The organism is Maribellus sediminis (assembly GCF_011799805.1).
GTDB classification, from domain to species: Bacteria; Bacteroidota; Bacteroidia; order Bacteroidales; family Prolixibacteraceae; genus Draconibacterium; species Draconibacterium sediminis_A.
In genome coordinates, this window is record NZ_WXUB01000001.1 from 1,397,604 (window position 1) to 1,415,184 (window position 17,581).

General features: G+C 42.3%; 11 protein-coding genes. 9 read left to right on the forward strand and 2 right to left on the reverse strand.

The features are described 5' to 3' along the window. Nucleotides 1-75: 75 nt before the first annotated feature. Together HFD85_RS05420 and HFD85_RS05425 are read left to right on the forward strand one after the other, a co-directional pair. Nucleotides 76-1,374, forward strand: coding sequence for a GDSL-type esterase/lipase family protein (locus tag HFD85_RS05420; RefSeq protein ID WP_167605849.1), 1,299 nt, complete (start codon nucleotides 76-78; stop codon nucleotides 1,372-1,374). Nucleotides 1,375-1,396: 22 nt separating this feature from the next. Further along, entirely contained in the window at nucleotides 1,397-3,085 is a 1,689-nt protein-coding gene (locus HFD85_RS05425; RefSeq protein WP_206081864.1) for an MBOAT family O-acyltransferase, read from the forward strand. Nucleotides 3,086-3,091: 6 nt separating this feature from the next. Here HFD85_RS05425 and HFD85_RS05430 read toward each other — a convergent pair whose 3' ends face one another. Together HFD85_RS05430 and HFD85_RS05435 are read right to left on the reverse strand one after the other, a co-directional pair. Beyond that, complete coding sequence (locus HFD85_RS05430; RefSeq protein ID WP_167605851.1) at nucleotides 3,092-4,882, reverse strand: BamA/TamA family outer membrane protein; 1,791 nt, start codon at nucleotides 4,880-4,882, stop codon at nucleotides 3,092-3,094. Nucleotides 4,883-5,113: 231 nt separating this feature from the next. Continuing rightward, nucleotides 5,114-6,697, reverse strand: coding sequence for a sulfatase family protein (locus HFD85_RS05435; protein WP_167605854.1), 1,584 nt, complete (start codon nucleotides 6,695-6,697; stop codon nucleotides 5,114-5,116). A 261-nt stretch (nucleotides 6,698-6,958) separates the two neighbouring features. On the opposite strand from HFD85_RS05435, the gene HFD85_RS05440 reads away from it, so the two are divergent. The 7 genes from HFD85_RS05440 (at nucleotide 6,959) to HFD85_RS05470 (ending at nucleotide 17,390) form a co-directional block, all read left to right on the forward strand. After that, nucleotides 6,959-8,185, forward strand: coding sequence for an ROK family transcriptional regulator (locus HFD85_RS05440; protein ID WP_167605857.1), 1,227 nt, complete (start codon nucleotides 6,959-6,961; stop codon nucleotides 8,183-8,185). A 29-nt stretch (nucleotides 8,186-8,214) separates the two neighbouring features. After that, nucleotides 8,215-11,514 carry a SusC/RagA family TonB-linked outer membrane protein gene (locus HFD85_RS05445; RefSeq protein ID WP_167605860.1) on the forward strand — a complete coding sequence of 1,100 codons (3,300 nt, stop codon included), beginning with the start codon at nucleotides 8,215-8,217 and terminating at the stop codon, nucleotides 11,512-11,514. Nucleotides 11,515-11,528: 14 nt separating this feature from the next. Next, entirely contained in the window at nucleotides 11,529-13,523 is a 1,995-nt protein-coding gene (locus HFD85_RS05450; RefSeq protein WP_167605863.1) for a SusD/RagB family nutrient-binding outer membrane lipoprotein, read from the forward strand. Between the two features lie 27 nt (nucleotides 13,524-13,550). Then, complete coding sequence (locus tag HFD85_RS05455; RefSeq protein WP_167605866.1) at nucleotides 13,551-13,886, forward strand: SdrD B-like domain-containing protein; 336 nt, start codon at nucleotides 13,551-13,553, stop codon at nucleotides 13,884-13,886. Nucleotides 13,887-14,035: 149 nt separating this feature from the next. Beyond that, nucleotides 14,036-15,163, forward strand: a complete 1,128-nt coding sequence (locus HFD85_RS05460) for an alpha/beta fold hydrolase (RefSeq protein ID WP_167605869.1) — start codon at nucleotides 14,036-14,038, stop codon at nucleotides 15,161-15,163. A gap of 163 nt (nucleotides 15,164-15,326) precedes the next feature. After that, on the forward strand, nucleotides 15,327-16,094 hold the full coding sequence (locus tag HFD85_RS05465) for a porin family protein (protein ID WP_167605872.1): 768 nt from the start codon (nucleotides 15,327-15,329) through the stop codon (nucleotides 16,092-16,094). Between the two features lie 9 nt (nucleotides 16,095-16,103). After that, entirely contained in the window at nucleotides 16,104-17,390 is a 1,287-nt protein-coding gene (locus tag HFD85_RS05470; protein ID WP_167605875.1) for an LVIVD repeat-containing protein, read from the forward strand. Nucleotides 17,391-17,581 lie beyond the last annotated feature (191 nt).

Genomic DNA, 17,581 nt, shown 5'->3' on the forward strand with positions numbered 1-17,581 from the left:
CACAATCTCTTTTCAATCTCTATCAATCTTCATCAATCCGTAAAAGCCCGAAGCTCGTGGCTCGCAACCAGAAACTTGCCGCTAATTGTTCTTGGCATTTTCATGCTGCTATCTGGAGCTAGTTTTGCTCAGGAAGAAGCCTACCTCTATCATATAAATCCATACAACTTTATTCGGTACGATCTCAATCAGATGCACTATCCCGGTGGCAGGGAAAACATTGACCGCTTTCAGAATAAGCTTGAAAAACTGATGACGACCGGGGAAGGCCGCATGAATATTGTACACATTGGCGGATCGCACATTCAGGCAGGATCGTTTTCGGGGCAAATGCGCACCCGTTTTCAGCAAATGAACGGCGACATGAATGCCGGCTGGGGATTTATGTTTCCTTACCGGATTTCGAGAACCAATTCGCCTTTTGGCTATTACATCCGTTACAACGGAAGCTGGAGAAGTTTCAGAAATGTAGAAAGCAAAAAAAGCGGAACCCTTGGAGTGGGAGGGATTTCGGCTACAACCGCTTCGCCAAAAGCTGAGCTAACCATTTTGCTCGAGAAGGAAAATGTACTGGATTACAGTTTTAATCAACTTCGGATCTACTATCAAAATAAGGCTGATAATTATTCGGTTTCGGTTGATAGCGCTTTGATTTCGAAATCAACAAAAACCGATGATTACATCGACTTCACACTGAATGAATTTGTCGACAGTTTGAAAATAACACTAACCAAAGATCCGGGTAAAGCCGGTGAGTTTACGCTGTTTGGGATGACTACTGAAAAAGCTACGAACGGTATCATGTACCACAGCATCGGGGTGAACGGGGCGCATGTTCCGGCTTATTTGCGTTGCCAGCTTTTTAGCGAGCAGCTGGCCGAAATGCAGCCTGATATGGTTATTCTGGGAATCGGGATTAATGATGCGTACGGCCGGCGTTTTTCCGAAAGCCGCTTCGAAAGCAACTATGCACAGCTGATTGCCGAAATAAAACAGGCAGCTCCCGAAGCGCTGATTGTTTTTACCACCAACAACGACAGTTACCTGTACCGAAGATATGTGAACAAGAACGGTGAGAAAGTGCGCGATAGCATGTTTCGTATGGCCGAACAATACAAGGCTGGTGTGTGGGACATGTTTGAAGTAATGGGTGGTTTGAACTCGATTGTACTGTGGCAGAAAAATCAGCTGGCACAAAGCGATAAAATTCATTTTACCCGCGAAGGTTATTTACTTATTGCCGACCTGTTTTTTACCGCTTTTATGCAGGATTTTGAAAAACAACTTCAAACCAAACATAAGCTTGCAGAAGATGCGGCGCAACCGGAAAGGAATGATCTTTCAAAACCTTCGGACACAAATAACGGAGAATAACAAATTAGAAAACCGCTAAAACTTGGACTTACTTCAACAAATAGATTTTTCGGAACTGGCAAGAAATATTTTCTTCTACGATAAAAGCGCACCCCTGATTTTTACGCGTTTTTTCTTTTGGGCTTTTTTTGCCATTGTATTGTTGGGGTACTCGCTTGTTTACAAGAATAAAAACCGAAGCATCAGGGCAGGATACCTGTTTATGGCAAGTTTGTTTTTCTATTATAAATCGAGCGGATTTTTCTTTTTTATTCTGCTCTTTAGTACACTCACCGATTTTTTTATTGGAAAATGGATTTACAATTCGAAAAACGAATTGTTACGAAAAACGTTGATCGCTACCAGTGTGGTTGTCAACCTGGGATTGCTGGCCTATTTTAAGTATGCCTATTTCTTTGTCGACAGCGTTAACCTGATGTTCGGCACCGATGTTCATGTGATCAATCACCTGGCGCTTTGGGCGAATGAAGCCACCGGAACGCATTTTAATGTGAACCAGATTCTGCTGCCTGTAGGTATTTCGTTTTTTACTTTTCAAACCATCAGTTATTCGGTCGACGTTTATCGCGGCGAGACGAAACCGGTGAATAACCTTATTGATTTTGGGTTTTATGTCTCGTTTTTTCCGCAGCTGGTGGCAGGACCAATCGTTCGTGCTTCGGGCTTTATAAAACAGATTTACGAGGATTACCACCTTACGCGTCCGGAGTTTGGATGGGCACTATTTATGATCTTAAAAGGACTAATAAAAAAGATATTTATCGGCGACTACATTGCCATTAATTTTGTCGACCGTGTGTTTTCCGATCCGCTGCATTATTCAGGCTTCGAAAACCTGATGGCACTGTTTGGCTATTCGCTGCAGGTGTATGTCGATTTTTCGGGCTATACCGATATTGCCATCGGCGTTGCCCTGTTAATGGGCTATCGTTTGCCGCAAAATTTTAATTCGCCTTACAAAGCCAAAAACGTGGGCGAATTCTGGAAACGCTGGCATATGTCGCTGTCGTCGTGGTTGAAGGATTATTTGTACATCCCGATTGGCGGAAACCGCGAAGGTTCGGTATTTAGTTACATCAGTTTGGGTGTAATCCTGGCCATCATTGTTTTGTTGGCAGGCAAACTCATTCTGGTCCCTATTTTTGCAGCTCTGGTACTTGTTTTTGGCTTACTCGCCCGGTTCTCCTCAAAAATCAGGCGTAGTATCGATACCAACATCAACCTGATGCTGACCATGTTGCTGGGCGGATTGTGGCACGGTGCTTCGTGGCAGTTCATCATCTGGGGCGGATTAAACGGAATTGGTCTGGTTGTTTATAAATTCTGGCGAAAAATCAGTCCGTGGGAGAACAGAAGCAATATCCTGGTAAACGTTTGGAAGATCGCCATTACCTTCACTTTCATCACTTTTACGCGTGTGTTTTTCCGTTCCGAATCAATGGATGTAGTGAACGGAATGCTACACCAGATCGGTACCAACCTCGATCTTACCCTTATTCCGAAAGTTTTGGTAGCCTATAAACTGGTGTTTCTGGTGATGTTGTTCGGATTTGTAATCCACTGGCTCAGTCAGAAATGGAAAGACCGGATCATGAACTGGTTCATCGATTCGCCAATCTGGATGCAAGCTGTTGTTGCCGCAGTTACGGTGGTCATCGTTTACCAATCCATTTCGTCGGACATGCAACCTTTTATTTACTTCCAGTTCTAATGCTAGCTACTCAAATGGTTTTGGGTAGGGTTGCACCGGTTCAAACGACATAAATCTACTTTTCGACTGTTCGTCGAGCACTACGCCAACAAAGCTCATGTCGCTGGGGTGGAAGGGGTAAAACGCCAGCCTGAAACGGAAGGTCTCAAAAACAAGGTTTTCGTTGTGAAGCCTTATTCCCACTCCGAGTCCGGAATAATAATTCTGAGTGAAGATCAGTTTGTTGCTTTCTCCAATGATTCCAAGATCGGCGAATCCAAAGAGTGCCATATTAAACTTGTAGAATTGGCGGGGCAGAAAAACAACGTGTTCAAACTTGGCAGAAAACCGTTGTTGCCCAATTGCCGTTCGGCTGTTAAACCCGCGAATATGATCGAAGCGTCTCAATGTAAGGTATTCCAGATCGTAGCGTTCAATGCCAAGTGTATAACTCAGATTAATAAACGAACGTACCTGTTTACTTCCTGCTGAAACCAGTTTTGTAATGAACTCGAGCTCACCGTTGATCTGTCCCTGTTCAAAATTCCCCTTATTGAAGTAGCCTCCAATTCCGGTGGACATAAACACGTAACCTGTACGGCTTAAGAGAAGATTACCGTTAGAGGTTTCGAATTGAAAAAAATGCCGGTCGCCAAATTCGTTGGCATCGTAACCGTAAAGCAGTTCGTGTTTGTAGCCTTCCGGAATATCCTCGGTGATGCCATAACTGTAGATCAACTGGTCCTGAACGTAGCGGCGTTGTGTGAGGTTGATACCGGCCATATACATGGAGCGGTTGGCGAAAAGATGCTCGTTGCCCGGTTCTATTTTCGGTTTCTCAAAAAAGCTAACGTTGTGAAAGGATGCTGTTAAGGTTAGCTGTGTCAGGTTTTCGTTATTGGTATTCAGGTTAAAACTGTGGCCGGCCCATAAGTTATAGTATGATTCGTTTAAGGGTTCCTCAAATTTTATGGGATCGTCGTTGGTTATTCGCTCGGTTCTGAACAATCGGTTCACACTCAGCCCGTAACCCCATTTTATTTCTTCGGTAATAAAGGGCTTTTCCAGGTTGTAAATAAAGCCTTCGTCTCTGAAAGTGTTCAGGTAGCCCAGTTCCATATCGAGGAAACGGCCGCCAATGTTGTTTATCTTGTAATAGGTTTCAATGCCCAGGTAAGGCTCCTGGTTCAGGTGACCCACAAATTTTACCGAAAACTCGTGGCCTATACCGAAGATATTTTTGTTATACAGCCTGATATCGCCCGAACTTGTGCCGTTAACCCCGCCCGATGCACCAAACGAAAACCGGTCTTTTGTAAGTACCTTCACATTTGCGAACGCGGAGTAAATGCTGTCCTGTTCGATTACAAATTTTACATCTTTCAGGTAAGGCAGTTTACGTATCAAGCGTTCGTTCTCGTACATCAGCTCCGGATCGATGATGTCGCCAATTTTAAAAAGCAGTTGCTTTTCAATGGTTTTCAGGTTCGATTTGGTATGAATGGTATTGGCAAAGCGTTCAGCCCAGTTATCGACTTTTTTATCGGGGTTGGTAAATGATGGTCCGAAAACTTCGAGTGCCTCAATTTCTATTTTTGCAATCACCATTCCCTCATATTGGTTGAAATAGTCGAGCGCAAGCGCCTTTTTATCTACATATGGGCGGGGTGGCGAAATCAGAACGTCGTAAAGCCAACCGGTGAATTTATTTCGGTTGGCCCGGTTGGCAAGGCTATCGTAAAATTCGTCTTGTCGCTGAAATTTGATCATGGAAGCAGAATCGGGCAAAACGACCTGTGCTACGGCAGGTGATCCCATAACAGACCTAACTATTGCCAGCAAAAGAAATATGTACCACCGTCTTATCATGTTCTACTTCTACCCAATTTCCTGCTTCTTCAACAACTGTTTTCAAGGTCTATCGAAAATTAGCCAATTTTATGTGATTCGTTATTAATTGCCGTTAAATTTCGTTAAACAGGTGTTGATTTCAAAAAAAAACCATCTGCTAAATGCAAATGGTTTTTATCATCGTCTTGTACTTAATTTCTATTTATTTCGGTGTTCCAGAAAGGCATTCAGGAATTTCTGATCGTTCTCATCGCTGTCGCCGTAGGAGGCACGTAGCTCGACCAGTCTTTTATGCAGATCTTCCCTGATGTCTGTGTAGACCGGATCGTCGTATACATTATTCATTTCATGCGGATCGGTTTCCAGATCGTACAGTTCCCATTCATCAACATCGTAATAAAAATGAATGAGTTTGTAACGTTCAGTTGCGATCCCGTAATGGCGTTTTACCATGTGCTCGGCCGGATATTCATAATAGGTATAATACACCGCATCGCGCCACTCGCTTGTTTTGCCACTAACCAGATCACGGAACGAAATACCCTGCATTTCTTTGGGGATTTCAATGCCTGCATAATCAAGAAAAGTTGGAGCAAAGTCGAGGTTCTGTACCAGTTTATCGATTTTTGTTCCGGCTTTAATTTCTTTAGGAAATCGCACCAGCAGCGGTGTGCGGAACGATTCTTCGTACATGAAACGTTTGTCGAACCAGCCGTGTTCGCCTAAATAAAAACCCTGGTCCGAAGTATAAACCACAATGGTATTTTCAGCAAGTCCGGCTTCTTCGAGGTAATCGAGTACCTCGCCAACACCGTCGTCAACCGATTTTATGGTACGCAGGTAGTCTTTAATGTATCGGTTGAATTTCCATTTGGCCAATTCTTCACCTTCTAATTTAGCGGCACGAAAGGCATCGTTTTTTGGCGTGTAGGCGGCCAGCCAGTCGGCGCGTTGTTTTTCAGTAAAACGATCGAGTTGTTTTTCAAATCCGGTAGGATTTCCGTCAGGATCAGTTATCAGTTTAAAATCGTGCCCCCAGCGTGCATCACCGTCAATTTTCATTTCCTGCGTTTTTGCCGCAGTGCCCCGGTTGCTGTAATCGTCGAAATAGTTTACCGGAGGTTCAAAAGTTATATCATCATATAAAGTAAGGTATTCAGGTGCTGGTTTCCAGTTACGGTGTGGTGCTTTCTGATGATATAAGGCGCAAAAAGGTTTGTTCGGATCTCTTTTGTTTTTTAACCAGTCGAGCATGCGTTCGGTCACAATATCGGTACAATAGCCTTCAATCCGTTCCCATTTTCCACTTCCGTTCAGCATGAACTCAGGATTGTAGTAACTTCCCTGTCCGCGCAATACCATCGAATAATCAAATCCCTGAGGAGCACCATCGAGGTGTATTTTTCCGATCATCGCCGTTTCGTATCCGTTGGCCTGCATCAGCTTCGGGAAATTGTCCTGATCCCAGTTAAAAGGTTGCAGGTTGTCGACTTTCCCGTTTATAAAACTGTGTTTACCGGTGAGCAATACTGCACGGCTTGGTGCGCATATTGAGTTGGTAACACAGGCACGGTTAAAAATTGCTCCTTCCTCGGCAATACGGTCGATGTTGGGTGTTTTATTGAGTCCGTAACCATAAGCGCTGATTGCCTGGTAGGCATGGTCGTCGCTCATTATAAACAGGATGTTTGGTCGTTGGGGAGTTTTTTCAACGTTGCCACTACACCCGAACAGGATAGCACCGAATGACAACAGGAGAACAAAAAGGCTCAAATTCTTCATTATTGTAGTTGTTTTAGATTTCTTCAGCCGTGCAATTTTACCCAAAAAAAACAGAACTTAAAAAAGTTAACCACGATCTGGATATTGTTGCTTACACAGTAAATTTGATTTCACTGCATATTTAAGACTTTTTTGTTTTGCGATAAGTTATTAATGAAATTTAGCTTGACAAAAATCTTATTAAAATATTTAAAAAAGATTTGGATTAGTGTTAAATCTTTCCGTAACTTGCACCGGTTACTAACTTAACTATTTAGTCTTATGATTCTCATCCAGGAAATTGAGCATGTAGAATTGACCGGTAACGTTTTAAAGAATTATCGGAGAAAGAAAAAGATTCTTGATCTGCTCTATCATAAGGAAACCCTTTCGGCAACTGAATTAAGTAAGAAAATCGGAGTAAGTGTACCTACCTCAATTTCGCTACTAAAGGAATTAAGCGAAGACGAGTTGGTTGAAGTTCGTGGTACAGGTCCATCGAAAGGTGGTAGAAGACCGGCTGTATTTGGTTTAAAAAGCGATTCCATTTTTGTGGTTTCTTGTGAGCTTGGCCGATATACCGGAAAAGTTGGCATTTTCGATGCACATAACCAGTTAGTTGCACCTATCGTAAAATTCAAGACCAGTATCGACGACGACGAACTTATTGATAAGATCTACAACGAAGTTGCCAGTATTGTACGTGCAAAACGAATTAATCCGAAGCGGATATACGGTGTAGGAATTGCTATGCCTGGTTTGGTTGACGAAAAAGAAGGATATAACCATACCATAAAAAAGGAAGAGTTACGCAATGTAGCCAAACGCATGCGTACAAAGTTCAATAAGCTGGTTTATGTAAATAACGATGCCCGAATGCAAGCATATGGAGAATTTATTTTTGGAGCTGCAAAAGGACATAAGAATGCACTCATTCTTAACTGGAACTGGGGACTTGGATTGGGAATGATCCTGGACGGTAAGATCTACAGCGGGGCAGCCGGTTTTGCCGGTGAGTTTTCTCATATAAAATTTATCGACGACGGTGAATTATGTATCTGCGGTAAAAGAGGCTGTTTAGAAACTGTTTCTTCAGCTTACGTCATAATTCGTCGTGCGCAGGAAGCAGTGAAAGCGAACACGGTTTCGCAACTAACCGCAAAATTCAAGGGGCGTGAATCTGAAATTACCGTTGAAGATATTATTCAGGCAGCCCGTCTGGGCGACGAATGCTCCATAAATCTGCTTGGTGAAGTAGGTGCCGCAGTTGGAAAGGCACTGGCAAATGCCATTCAGCTTTTAAATCCCGATGTAATAGTACTCGGAGGCGTCGTTTCTGCGGCCAAACAATATGTGCTGAATCCTATTCAGCAATCGATTCACACGCATAGTCTGGAACAAATTTCGGGCGATGTACAACTTCTTATTTCTGAAAGCTGGGAACAAGCCGGACTTCTGGGGACGACGGCCATGTTATTTCAGAAGCTATTTAGTAATATGTATAATTAATCTAGTTCAAATCGTTTAAATTAAAATCTATGCAAAAGATTTTTTTGATTTTGGTAATGTGTTTTGCACTACTAGGTAGTGCTTACGCACAACAAACAGTATCGGGGACGGTGACAGGCGATGATGGCCTGGGCATTCCCGGTGTGTCAATTTTGGAGCAGGGTACTGCAAACGGTACCGTGACCGATATTGATGGAAAGTATTCTCTTTCCGTTAAAGATGATGCAATACTGGTTTATTCATTTGTTGGGATGGAAATGGTGGAAGAAACCGTTGCCGGCCGTTCAACAATTGATGTAGTAATGAAGGCCAGTACAGTTGGTCTTGATGAAGTTGTAGTAACAGCTTTGGGTATTCAAAAAGAAGCAAAAGCCCTGGGTTATTCTGTTGCTAAAGTGGATAACGAAAGAATTCTGGCCAGTGGTACGCCGGTAAACGCTTTACAATCATTGTACGGTAGTGCTGCGGGTGTTCAGGTTGCTTCAACAGCAACAGGCCCGGCTGGTGGTATGAAAATCAACATTCGTAACGCAGTTTCTTTTGATGCCAATTCAACAACACGTCCGTTAATTGTTGTTGACGGTGTTCCAATTCACGATGAAAATACAGGGATGAATTATAATGCCCGTACGGGTAGGGATAATGGTACCGGTATCAACGACATCAACCCTGATGATATTGCATCCTTTGAGATTCTTAAAGGCGCAAAAGCTTCGGTTCTTTACGGAAGTGAAGGTGCCAACGGTGTTATTTTAATTACCACAAAAAGTGGTTCAAGAAGTGGTGGATTAGGAATTTCTGCTTCGTTCACAACATCGTGGGATAACATTGCTTTTATGCCTGAATTACAAGACCAGTATGGTACAGGTAGAAGCCCGAGTAATTCCCAAACCGATGCACAAGGTTATTACCTGGATGAAAATGGTGTAAGAACCTTGGATTACAGCGGAAGTGCTTTCGGACCAAAATTCGATCCTAGTGTTCAACTGAAATGGTGGGATGGAACTACCCGCCCATGGGTTGCTCAGGATAAATCAATTTATGATCAGTTATTTGAGCAGGGACGTCAAAACACTACCAACGTGGCATTAAGCTCTGGTAACGATAAAGGATCGATTCGTTTTTCATACACTAATATGCAGCTCGACCCGGTATACCCAGGATCGGAATACGACAAAAATACTTTTAGTATTAGTGCCATGTACAAAATGAATGATTACATCACAGTAAAATACTCAGGTAACTATTATGTTACAAGTAACCTTAATTCAGCCTATGCCGGTTCGTTTGATGCGCAGGGTGCAAGGGCAAGCCTGGGAGCATATTCTGCTGATATTGATGTAGCCTTGTTAGAACAATACATGGTTACTGAGGATGGATACAACTATTTTGCAAATCCTAACCTTACCAATTTTGTTTCAACAGGTCGTCAGTCAATTGTTGGTACACTTTGGGACTGGACCCAAAATGAATCGAATTTTGATCGTATTCACAACATTCAATCACTTACTGTTGATCTGAAACTGAATAAAACCTTCAGTGCAACCATCATGGGTGGATTGGATAATACCAATGAAAGAAGTGTTTACAAAGGAAAATTGCAGGACCCAAGTTTAATTGGACCTAACAGTGGTGCTGTTTTTACAGACCAGGCAAGGATTATCCGCAAAACTTATGGTCAGGGAATGATCAACTTTGATACAGATGTAAACGAATTTAATATTTCAGGTTTTGTAGGTGGAGTTATTCGTCAGAATTACATGGAAATGAAAGGAGCCACACAAATTGGAGGAATGGTAATTCCAAACTTCTTCTCATTTTCGAACCTTCCTTCTGGTGTACAACCTGTTTATATGTACGAAAACGGAGAAGATATTTTATACAGTTTACTGGGATCAGCTCAGTTGGCCTGGAAAGACCAGGTTTATGTTGAAGCACAGGTTCGTAACGACTGGTCTTCAATTCTTCCTCCACAAAACAACAGCTACTTTTACCCTGGTGTAAGTGCTTCATGGATTGCATCAAGTTCGCTCGATTTGCCTGAAATAATTGAATTCCTTAAGGTAAGAGCATCCTGGGCAGACGTAGGTCGTCCCGGACCACGCTACTTTAGTAACGTAAACCTTGGAGTATCGGCTTCAGGCGGAGGTTATATTGTATCTCCTCCAAGCGACCTTCCTCCAATGGATGATGATTTCGTTCCGAACCTGAAACCTGAAAGAAAACGTGAATACGAGTTTGGTTTGGAGAGTTACCTTTTCGCAAATCAACGTCTGGGAATTGATTTCTCGATTTACCATTCGAATACATACGACCAGATTATGTCGGTTACTGCACCTCCCGGACTTGGTGTAAACAACATCAGAATGAATGCCGGAGATGTAGCCAACAATGGTTGGGAACTTGCGTTAAAGACAAAACCTGTATTTGGCCGTGATTTTAAATGGAACCTCGACCTTACATTTGCAGGAAGTAAAACAAGGGTTAAAGAACTTGATGGAAGCTTATCTTCGCTTACTTTATGGAGTACCAACGGTTTGAATGCTGTTGCCGAAGTAGGTGGCGAATATGGTTTGATTTACCAGCAGACAGGATGGCAACATTACATCAATCCTTCGGATGAAAATGATCCGAATAATGGTAAACGCATTGTTCAAGACAGTGGTACACGCTATAAGTACTCGTCGACCAGTAGTAAAATGGTTGGAAAATTGTTGCCTGATGTAACAGGTGGATTGTTTACATCTTTCCAATACAAAAACTTCAACCTGAAAGTTAATATGGACTACTCATTTGGTGCCTTCTTTATTTCAGAAGGAGAAACCTATATGATGGCTGCCGGTGTACTTAAAGAATCGTTGAAATACAGGGATGAAGCATCGGGTGGTGTTGCGTATTATTTAGATAATACCGGAAAGAAAATTGCAGGAAATAATCCTTCAGGTGATACTTACCACGATGGTGTTTTACTGGATGGAGTATTTGCCAACGGAAATGTAAACAATCAGGTTGTTTCAGCTGAAGATTACTATTACGATTCTTACTTCTCTAACGGATTTTATCCTGAAGACAGGTTGTTTAAAAGCGATTATATCGCATTGCGTAACATAGCATTGGATTACACCGTACCATATACTATTTCGAAAAAAGTTGGTTTAAATAATTTAGTGCTTTCGGTATTTGCAAACAACGTAGCATACTTGTACAAAGATGCACCAAATACCTATCCTGAGTCATCCAATGGTACCAGTTGGAATAACAGTAGTTACGGAACTACTGCCTTACCTTCTCAGCGTTCAATTGGATTAGCAATTAAAGTTAAACTATAAAAATGGAAGACACGATGAAAAATATAATTTCTAAATCAATTCTCGCTCTACTGGTATTGCTGGGATCTTTTGGCTGTCAGGACAAGTTGGAAGAATTGTACCAGGATCCTGATGGATTTTCAAAAGCCCAGGCCGACAAGGCGGGTGTGAGTGTGATTGCAGGATACTTTACCTCGCAATGTACACGTGGATTTTTATTGAGAGGTGAATATGGAGCATCCTACCACCAAATGAGAAGTGGTTCTCGTGTTATGGGAACCGGTGTACAGATCTATTATACTACCAATGCTTATGGTTTCTCTTACACTTTAAGAGATGTTGAAGGTGACTGGGGATCGAACGGATTTAATCAAACCGTTTTTAATAAAATCAACAGCGACTGGATCAAACAGGTACTTTGGGCGCAAAAGGAATTCAACAAAACTCCTGAAGAAGAGCGTACTACAATGGACGTTTTATTCATGCGCCTCTTACATGTACTAAAAGCAGTAGGATATCAGCGTGCGATCGATCTCTACGACGAAGTTCCTTATTTCGAAACAGGATCGGCTGGTGCTCTTGAAGGTGATAAAGCAAACTACATTGGACAGAGCGAGATTTATCCGAAGATTATTGCGGAAATGAAAGAAATTGATGACTATTTGGCTGGCTTGGAACTAACTGATTCAGAACAGGCAATTTTTACACAGCAAGACGTTATCTTCCAGGGGGATATCATGCAGTGGCGCAAATATGTGAATTCATTGCGTGTGCGTTGGGCACTTACAATTAGTGAAGTTGAACCTGGCATTACTCAAACCGTACTTTCTGAAACCAGCGGAAAACCATTGTTCGACTCGTATAATGATGTGGCAGGTTTAGCCGACATTGCTATTGTTGAACCTTATCGTTTGCAGGTAGAACTTGGTATTACCCGTGCATTTAGAGAACGTGCTGACGAATGTCGTGCTCCTAAACTTTTCCTGGATGATGTAATGCATTGCACTCCAGTTGAAAAAAGTGTTGAAATGAATGGTGAAACACTCTATTATTTCGACGGGGATAATTCAGAAGAAGGTTTAATGAATGGAACAGTTGATCCAAGGGTAGCTTACCTGTTCTCGAAAGATGTTATGGGAAGGTATGTTGGCGCAGAAACCGGATGGGATGACGGAACCGATGCTAACAGTTACTTCAACAAAGCTATGAGAGGATATTATATCAATGATCCGATCATGACTGACATCAATGTAACATCAATTACATTTGGTGCAGAAGGTTACGAGCAAACCATTAACTTAAATGATGAAGCCGCAGCCGATTTGTCGAAACGTGAAGCTTATTTACGTGAAGCTTTCCGCACACGTTGTGGACAGTACCTTGATATTAACTGGACCATCGGTACCGACCGCAACATGGTTTCTGAATATAATGTTCGTCCACAGTACAACTTCGATATTCGTTACCCCACCTTACATGCTGTTGAAACAGAGTTGAATTTGGCCGAGGCAGCCGTAAGAGGTTTTGGTACTGTGAACGGTTCTGCACGCGAACACTACAAGAACGCGATTATATTGTCATGCGATTACTGGTATCATATGAATGTGGACAATAAGTACTCGAAACAAACTACTCCTTCCTATCCAAGTAATATGGATAATTCAAGGATTGAAAGAGACAGGCCAACTATGCAGTACGATGCAAGCGCTTATGCCGAATACGAAGCTCAGCGTTTTGATGGATTATCCGATCAGGAAAAAGTAGAGGCAATTTTCTATCAGTTGCAATTGCACTACAATTTCTTCAATTTTGAAACTCCATATACTGCAGCACGTCGTTTAATTAAATACCTTGGAGATAATCCTGGTTCTCCGTTTGAATTATTCAAATGGAAAGAAAGAATGACCTATAATCCGAGTATTCAGGCATCCGATCCTGAAAACTGGGCAAAAATCAGTCAGCATAACGATCCTGACCTGCCAATTTGGTTCACCGGTCGAACTGAAAAATGGAAAAACGTTCTCGAGTAAAATCTAACTTAAATATTGAATACGAATATGAAAAAGATATTATTTATAATGATAATTGCATTTGCAGCCTTTGCATGTAGCAAGGATGAAGGAACAATTATGGGAACTGCAAGTGCTGATGGTGGAAACGTTGTTTCAGGAATAACGGTGAAGCTATATAACGAAAATGCCAGTCACCTGAAAGAGACCACGACTGACAGTGGAGGTAATTTCTCTTTTTCCGGACTAAAATCAGGGAATTATTATATTGCTGCTACAGTTACAGTCAATGGTGAAGTTTGGGATACCGGCAATACACCACAGATGGTTTTTGTAAGCGATGATATTGAAAAAGAAGTAGCTCTTACACTCAGTAAGAAGTAGGACTAGTTTGGTTAGATTAAACCGCTGTTCGTCGTTTGACGGATGGCGGTTTTTTTATGCTTTAATTGTTCCACAGCAGAAATGGCAGGGTTTTTAGCTGAAGGTATTGATTATCTTATGTTTGTGTTGTATCTTTTTTGAAAAAGACCATGTCTACTATTCTCAACTATTTTGGGCTGATTCTGAAATGGCTCCTCATCATCCTGTTCTTATTATTCGCATTGACCACCTTCCTGGGGAAATCCTATGTACAAACACTTGTTTTGTTGCTGGTAGTTGCTTCGCTCGTTTGGTGGCCCGCAGTAATCGGTAAAAAATGGAATAGGGCTATTGCGCTTGGTTCGCGCATAGCTTTTGTGATCATTTTATTAGTGGTCAATTTTGTGGCTTTCAGACCTGGTCCCAAAACCACCATTTACACTTCCGACACAGGAAAAAAAGAACTCTACCGTGTTTATCGTGACCAGCTAAAGAACTGGCCGGATAATACTGAAAATATTTTGATCGAAACGGAGTATGGCCGCGTTCATGTATTGGCTTGTGGGGAGAAAACAAATCCTCCAATTGTACTGTTACATGCCGCATCGATGGGGGCACACTCCTGGGCCGAAAACCTGGCTCCCTTGTTGCCGTATTATCGTATTTTTGCCATCGACAACATTGGAGAAGGAAACCTGAGTGAACTCACCGATGCATCGATCTATCCGATGAACGGGCAGCAGATTGCCGACCTGTATTCCATGATTTTTGATGAATTGAATATCGAAAGTGCTCCTGTTCTTGGCGCTTCAAATGGCGGATATATCGCGCAGTGCCTGGCTTATTATCATCCGGGGAAAGTAGATAAACTGGCCTTGTTCTGCCCGATGGGGATTACGCAACTGAGCGGTTCAAGCATTTTTATGCTGGCAGTAGCCTCCATGTATCCTTTCGATTTTATACGAGACTGGGTAGCCAACTGGGCGCTTGGTACAGATCCCGCTGTACATAAGAAATATGGCAAGTGGTTTAATTGCATTATGGCGTCAACCATTCCTTCGGTTGCCCAACCTGTTCCCATGTTAACTGAGCAGAAACAAACAATGGATTTGCCGGTGTTGTTGTTTCTTGGAACCAGTGATAAACTGGTTGGAGACGTCAGGCTCGCCGCAAACCTGGCCGGCGATTATCCGAATATTCAAACTAAAGTGCTGGAATCGGGACACATGATCGCAGTAGAGCATGCCGATACTGTTAATCCGATTTTAATCTCCTTTCTGCTCAACGATATCAATTAGAGGCAGTATTTCAATTGTAAGAATATCAGGATTTTAATTAAGTAGTCGTTTTTTATTGTTAAAAAAGTTATTCTTCACGCAACCTCATTTCACCACTTCCCATCTACTAGTTAATGGAAGTCCAAAACTTCCGCATTGCTGCTAAAAACTAAAATTCAAACGAATGAAGAAATTGTGTCTGTTATTACTTGGGCTGGTTTTTCTTTTACCCACCTTCGCCCAATCCGAAAAAGGGTACATTCATTTAAAGAATGGATCTGTTGTCAAAGGAAAATATATCTATTCTGCCGATGCTGAAAAGGTCAGTGTTCAGTCGGGTGGAAGCCTCTGGATGTTTGATGCGGCCGAAATTGACAGCATCACTTCGCACCGAGGTGGTAAACCGGCTTATGTCCCCGAAAATGACAACTCCAAACTGTTCTATCGCACCGAACTGGGTGTGCTTGCAGGAAATGCCGACAACAGTCAGTCGGCACCTTTCAGTATTACCGGATCGGTAAATTACCGGGTTACTCCACGGTTGTCTGCCGGTCTTGGTTTAGGTGTCGAATTCTTAAAAGAATCTTACCTGCCGGTGTTTGGCAACTTCGAATATAAATTCCGGAGCTCGCTTTCATCGCCTTATGTATTCCTGAAAGCTGGTTACCAGGTTCCGATCGAAGAATCAAACGCAGTGTATTACGATGTGGTGCCCTTGTGGATGAGTTACTGGCCCTGGCCAAATGTAAGTGGCGATGAACCGCTTGATACCAAAGGCGGATTTCTGATCAACCCGGGAGTTGGCTATCAGCAAATGTTTTCGCAGAATTTTGGGATGACATTCGCAGTTGGTTACCAGTTTCATCGTCTCAATTATGCTGCAAGCGATGATTACGAACTGGATATTGATTACAACCGTGTAACGGTTAAAGTGGGTATCATTTTTAAATAAAGCTGAACTATGAAAACAATACGAAATATATTCTTTTTACTGACGGTTGTATTTGGATTCACTTCTTGCATGGACGAATACACCGAAGAATTTACAGCCAACAAACCGATTTATCTTTCCTACGAAGATTTACGAACTTCGGTGAAATACTCCGATGCCCGCGTTCTGGTAAATCCCGGGAAGATTTATTTCAAAGACGATCTGATTTTTATAAATGAAGAATTTCAGGGTGTGCACATCATCAACAATGCCAATCCTGCCGATCCGCAAAATATTGGTTTTATCGAAATTCCGGGCAACGTCGACATTGCCATCAAAAACAACACACTTTATGCCGATAGTTACATCGATTTGGTAGCTATTGATATCAGCGATATCAGCAATCCAACTGAACTTAATCGTGTTGAAGATGTGTTTCCGTATACTTTACCTCCTTATGATGAGGAGCATAGGGTTGCCGACATCGATGAGGAAAAAGGTGTGGTGATTGGTTGGGAGCTAACCCGGGTGCGCCAGGAAATGGAGTACCATTACTACCCGGTTTACAGGTGGGGCTATTACGAAGATTTTGCAATGATGGATGGAGCATTAAGCAGTGGTGGCGGATCAGCTCAGGGCTCAACCTTCGGAATTGGTGGTTCGATGGCACGCTTCGGATTATACGACGATTACCTGTATGTGGTTGATCACAGTAACCTGAATATTTTCGAGGTGAAAACCGATGGGCAGCCTAAAGATATCGGAAAGCAATACGTTGGCTGGAATGTGGAAACCATGTTTATGTACGATAATCATATGTTTCTGGGAACACAATCAGGAATGATCGTTTTTAGCCTCGAAGTTCCAACGGTACCTTCTTATGTCAGCGATTTCTGGCACGTTACCAGTTGCGACCCGGTTGTAATTGCCGATGGATATGCCTACATTACTTTAAGAGGTGGAACAACCTGCGGAAGCACGGTTAATCGCCTGGATGTGCTGGAACTGGCCGACAATTATGTCGACAATAACCTGGTTGCTTCGTACCCTCTCAATGGCCCATACGGCCTTGGAATTGATGATGATATTCTTTTTGTATGTGATGGCGATGCCGGCCTTAAAGTTTATGATGCTACCGACAAAACCCAGATAGACGACCACATGATTGCCATTTTCCCCAACATTAATACCTACGATGTAATTCCGGTGAACGGTTACCTTTTTATGATTGGTGACGATGGTTTTTATTTGTACGATTATTCCGACCTGAATAACATTCAGAAAATTGGTGAAATTCCGGTGTTCAGAGAAGATTAAACAATGTTCGAAATACGTCATGCCTTCACTTTTGTGAGGGTGTGACTATATGTTTTGAATACGAGAAATGCTGTGAAAATAGTATCATTTGTATAAAACTGCGGTTCGCACCAAGTAAATGAACGGATTTCCATAAATAGAGGTAACGCGAACACTTTGACTTTCATTCATTTTTGGTAATTTTGGATGAA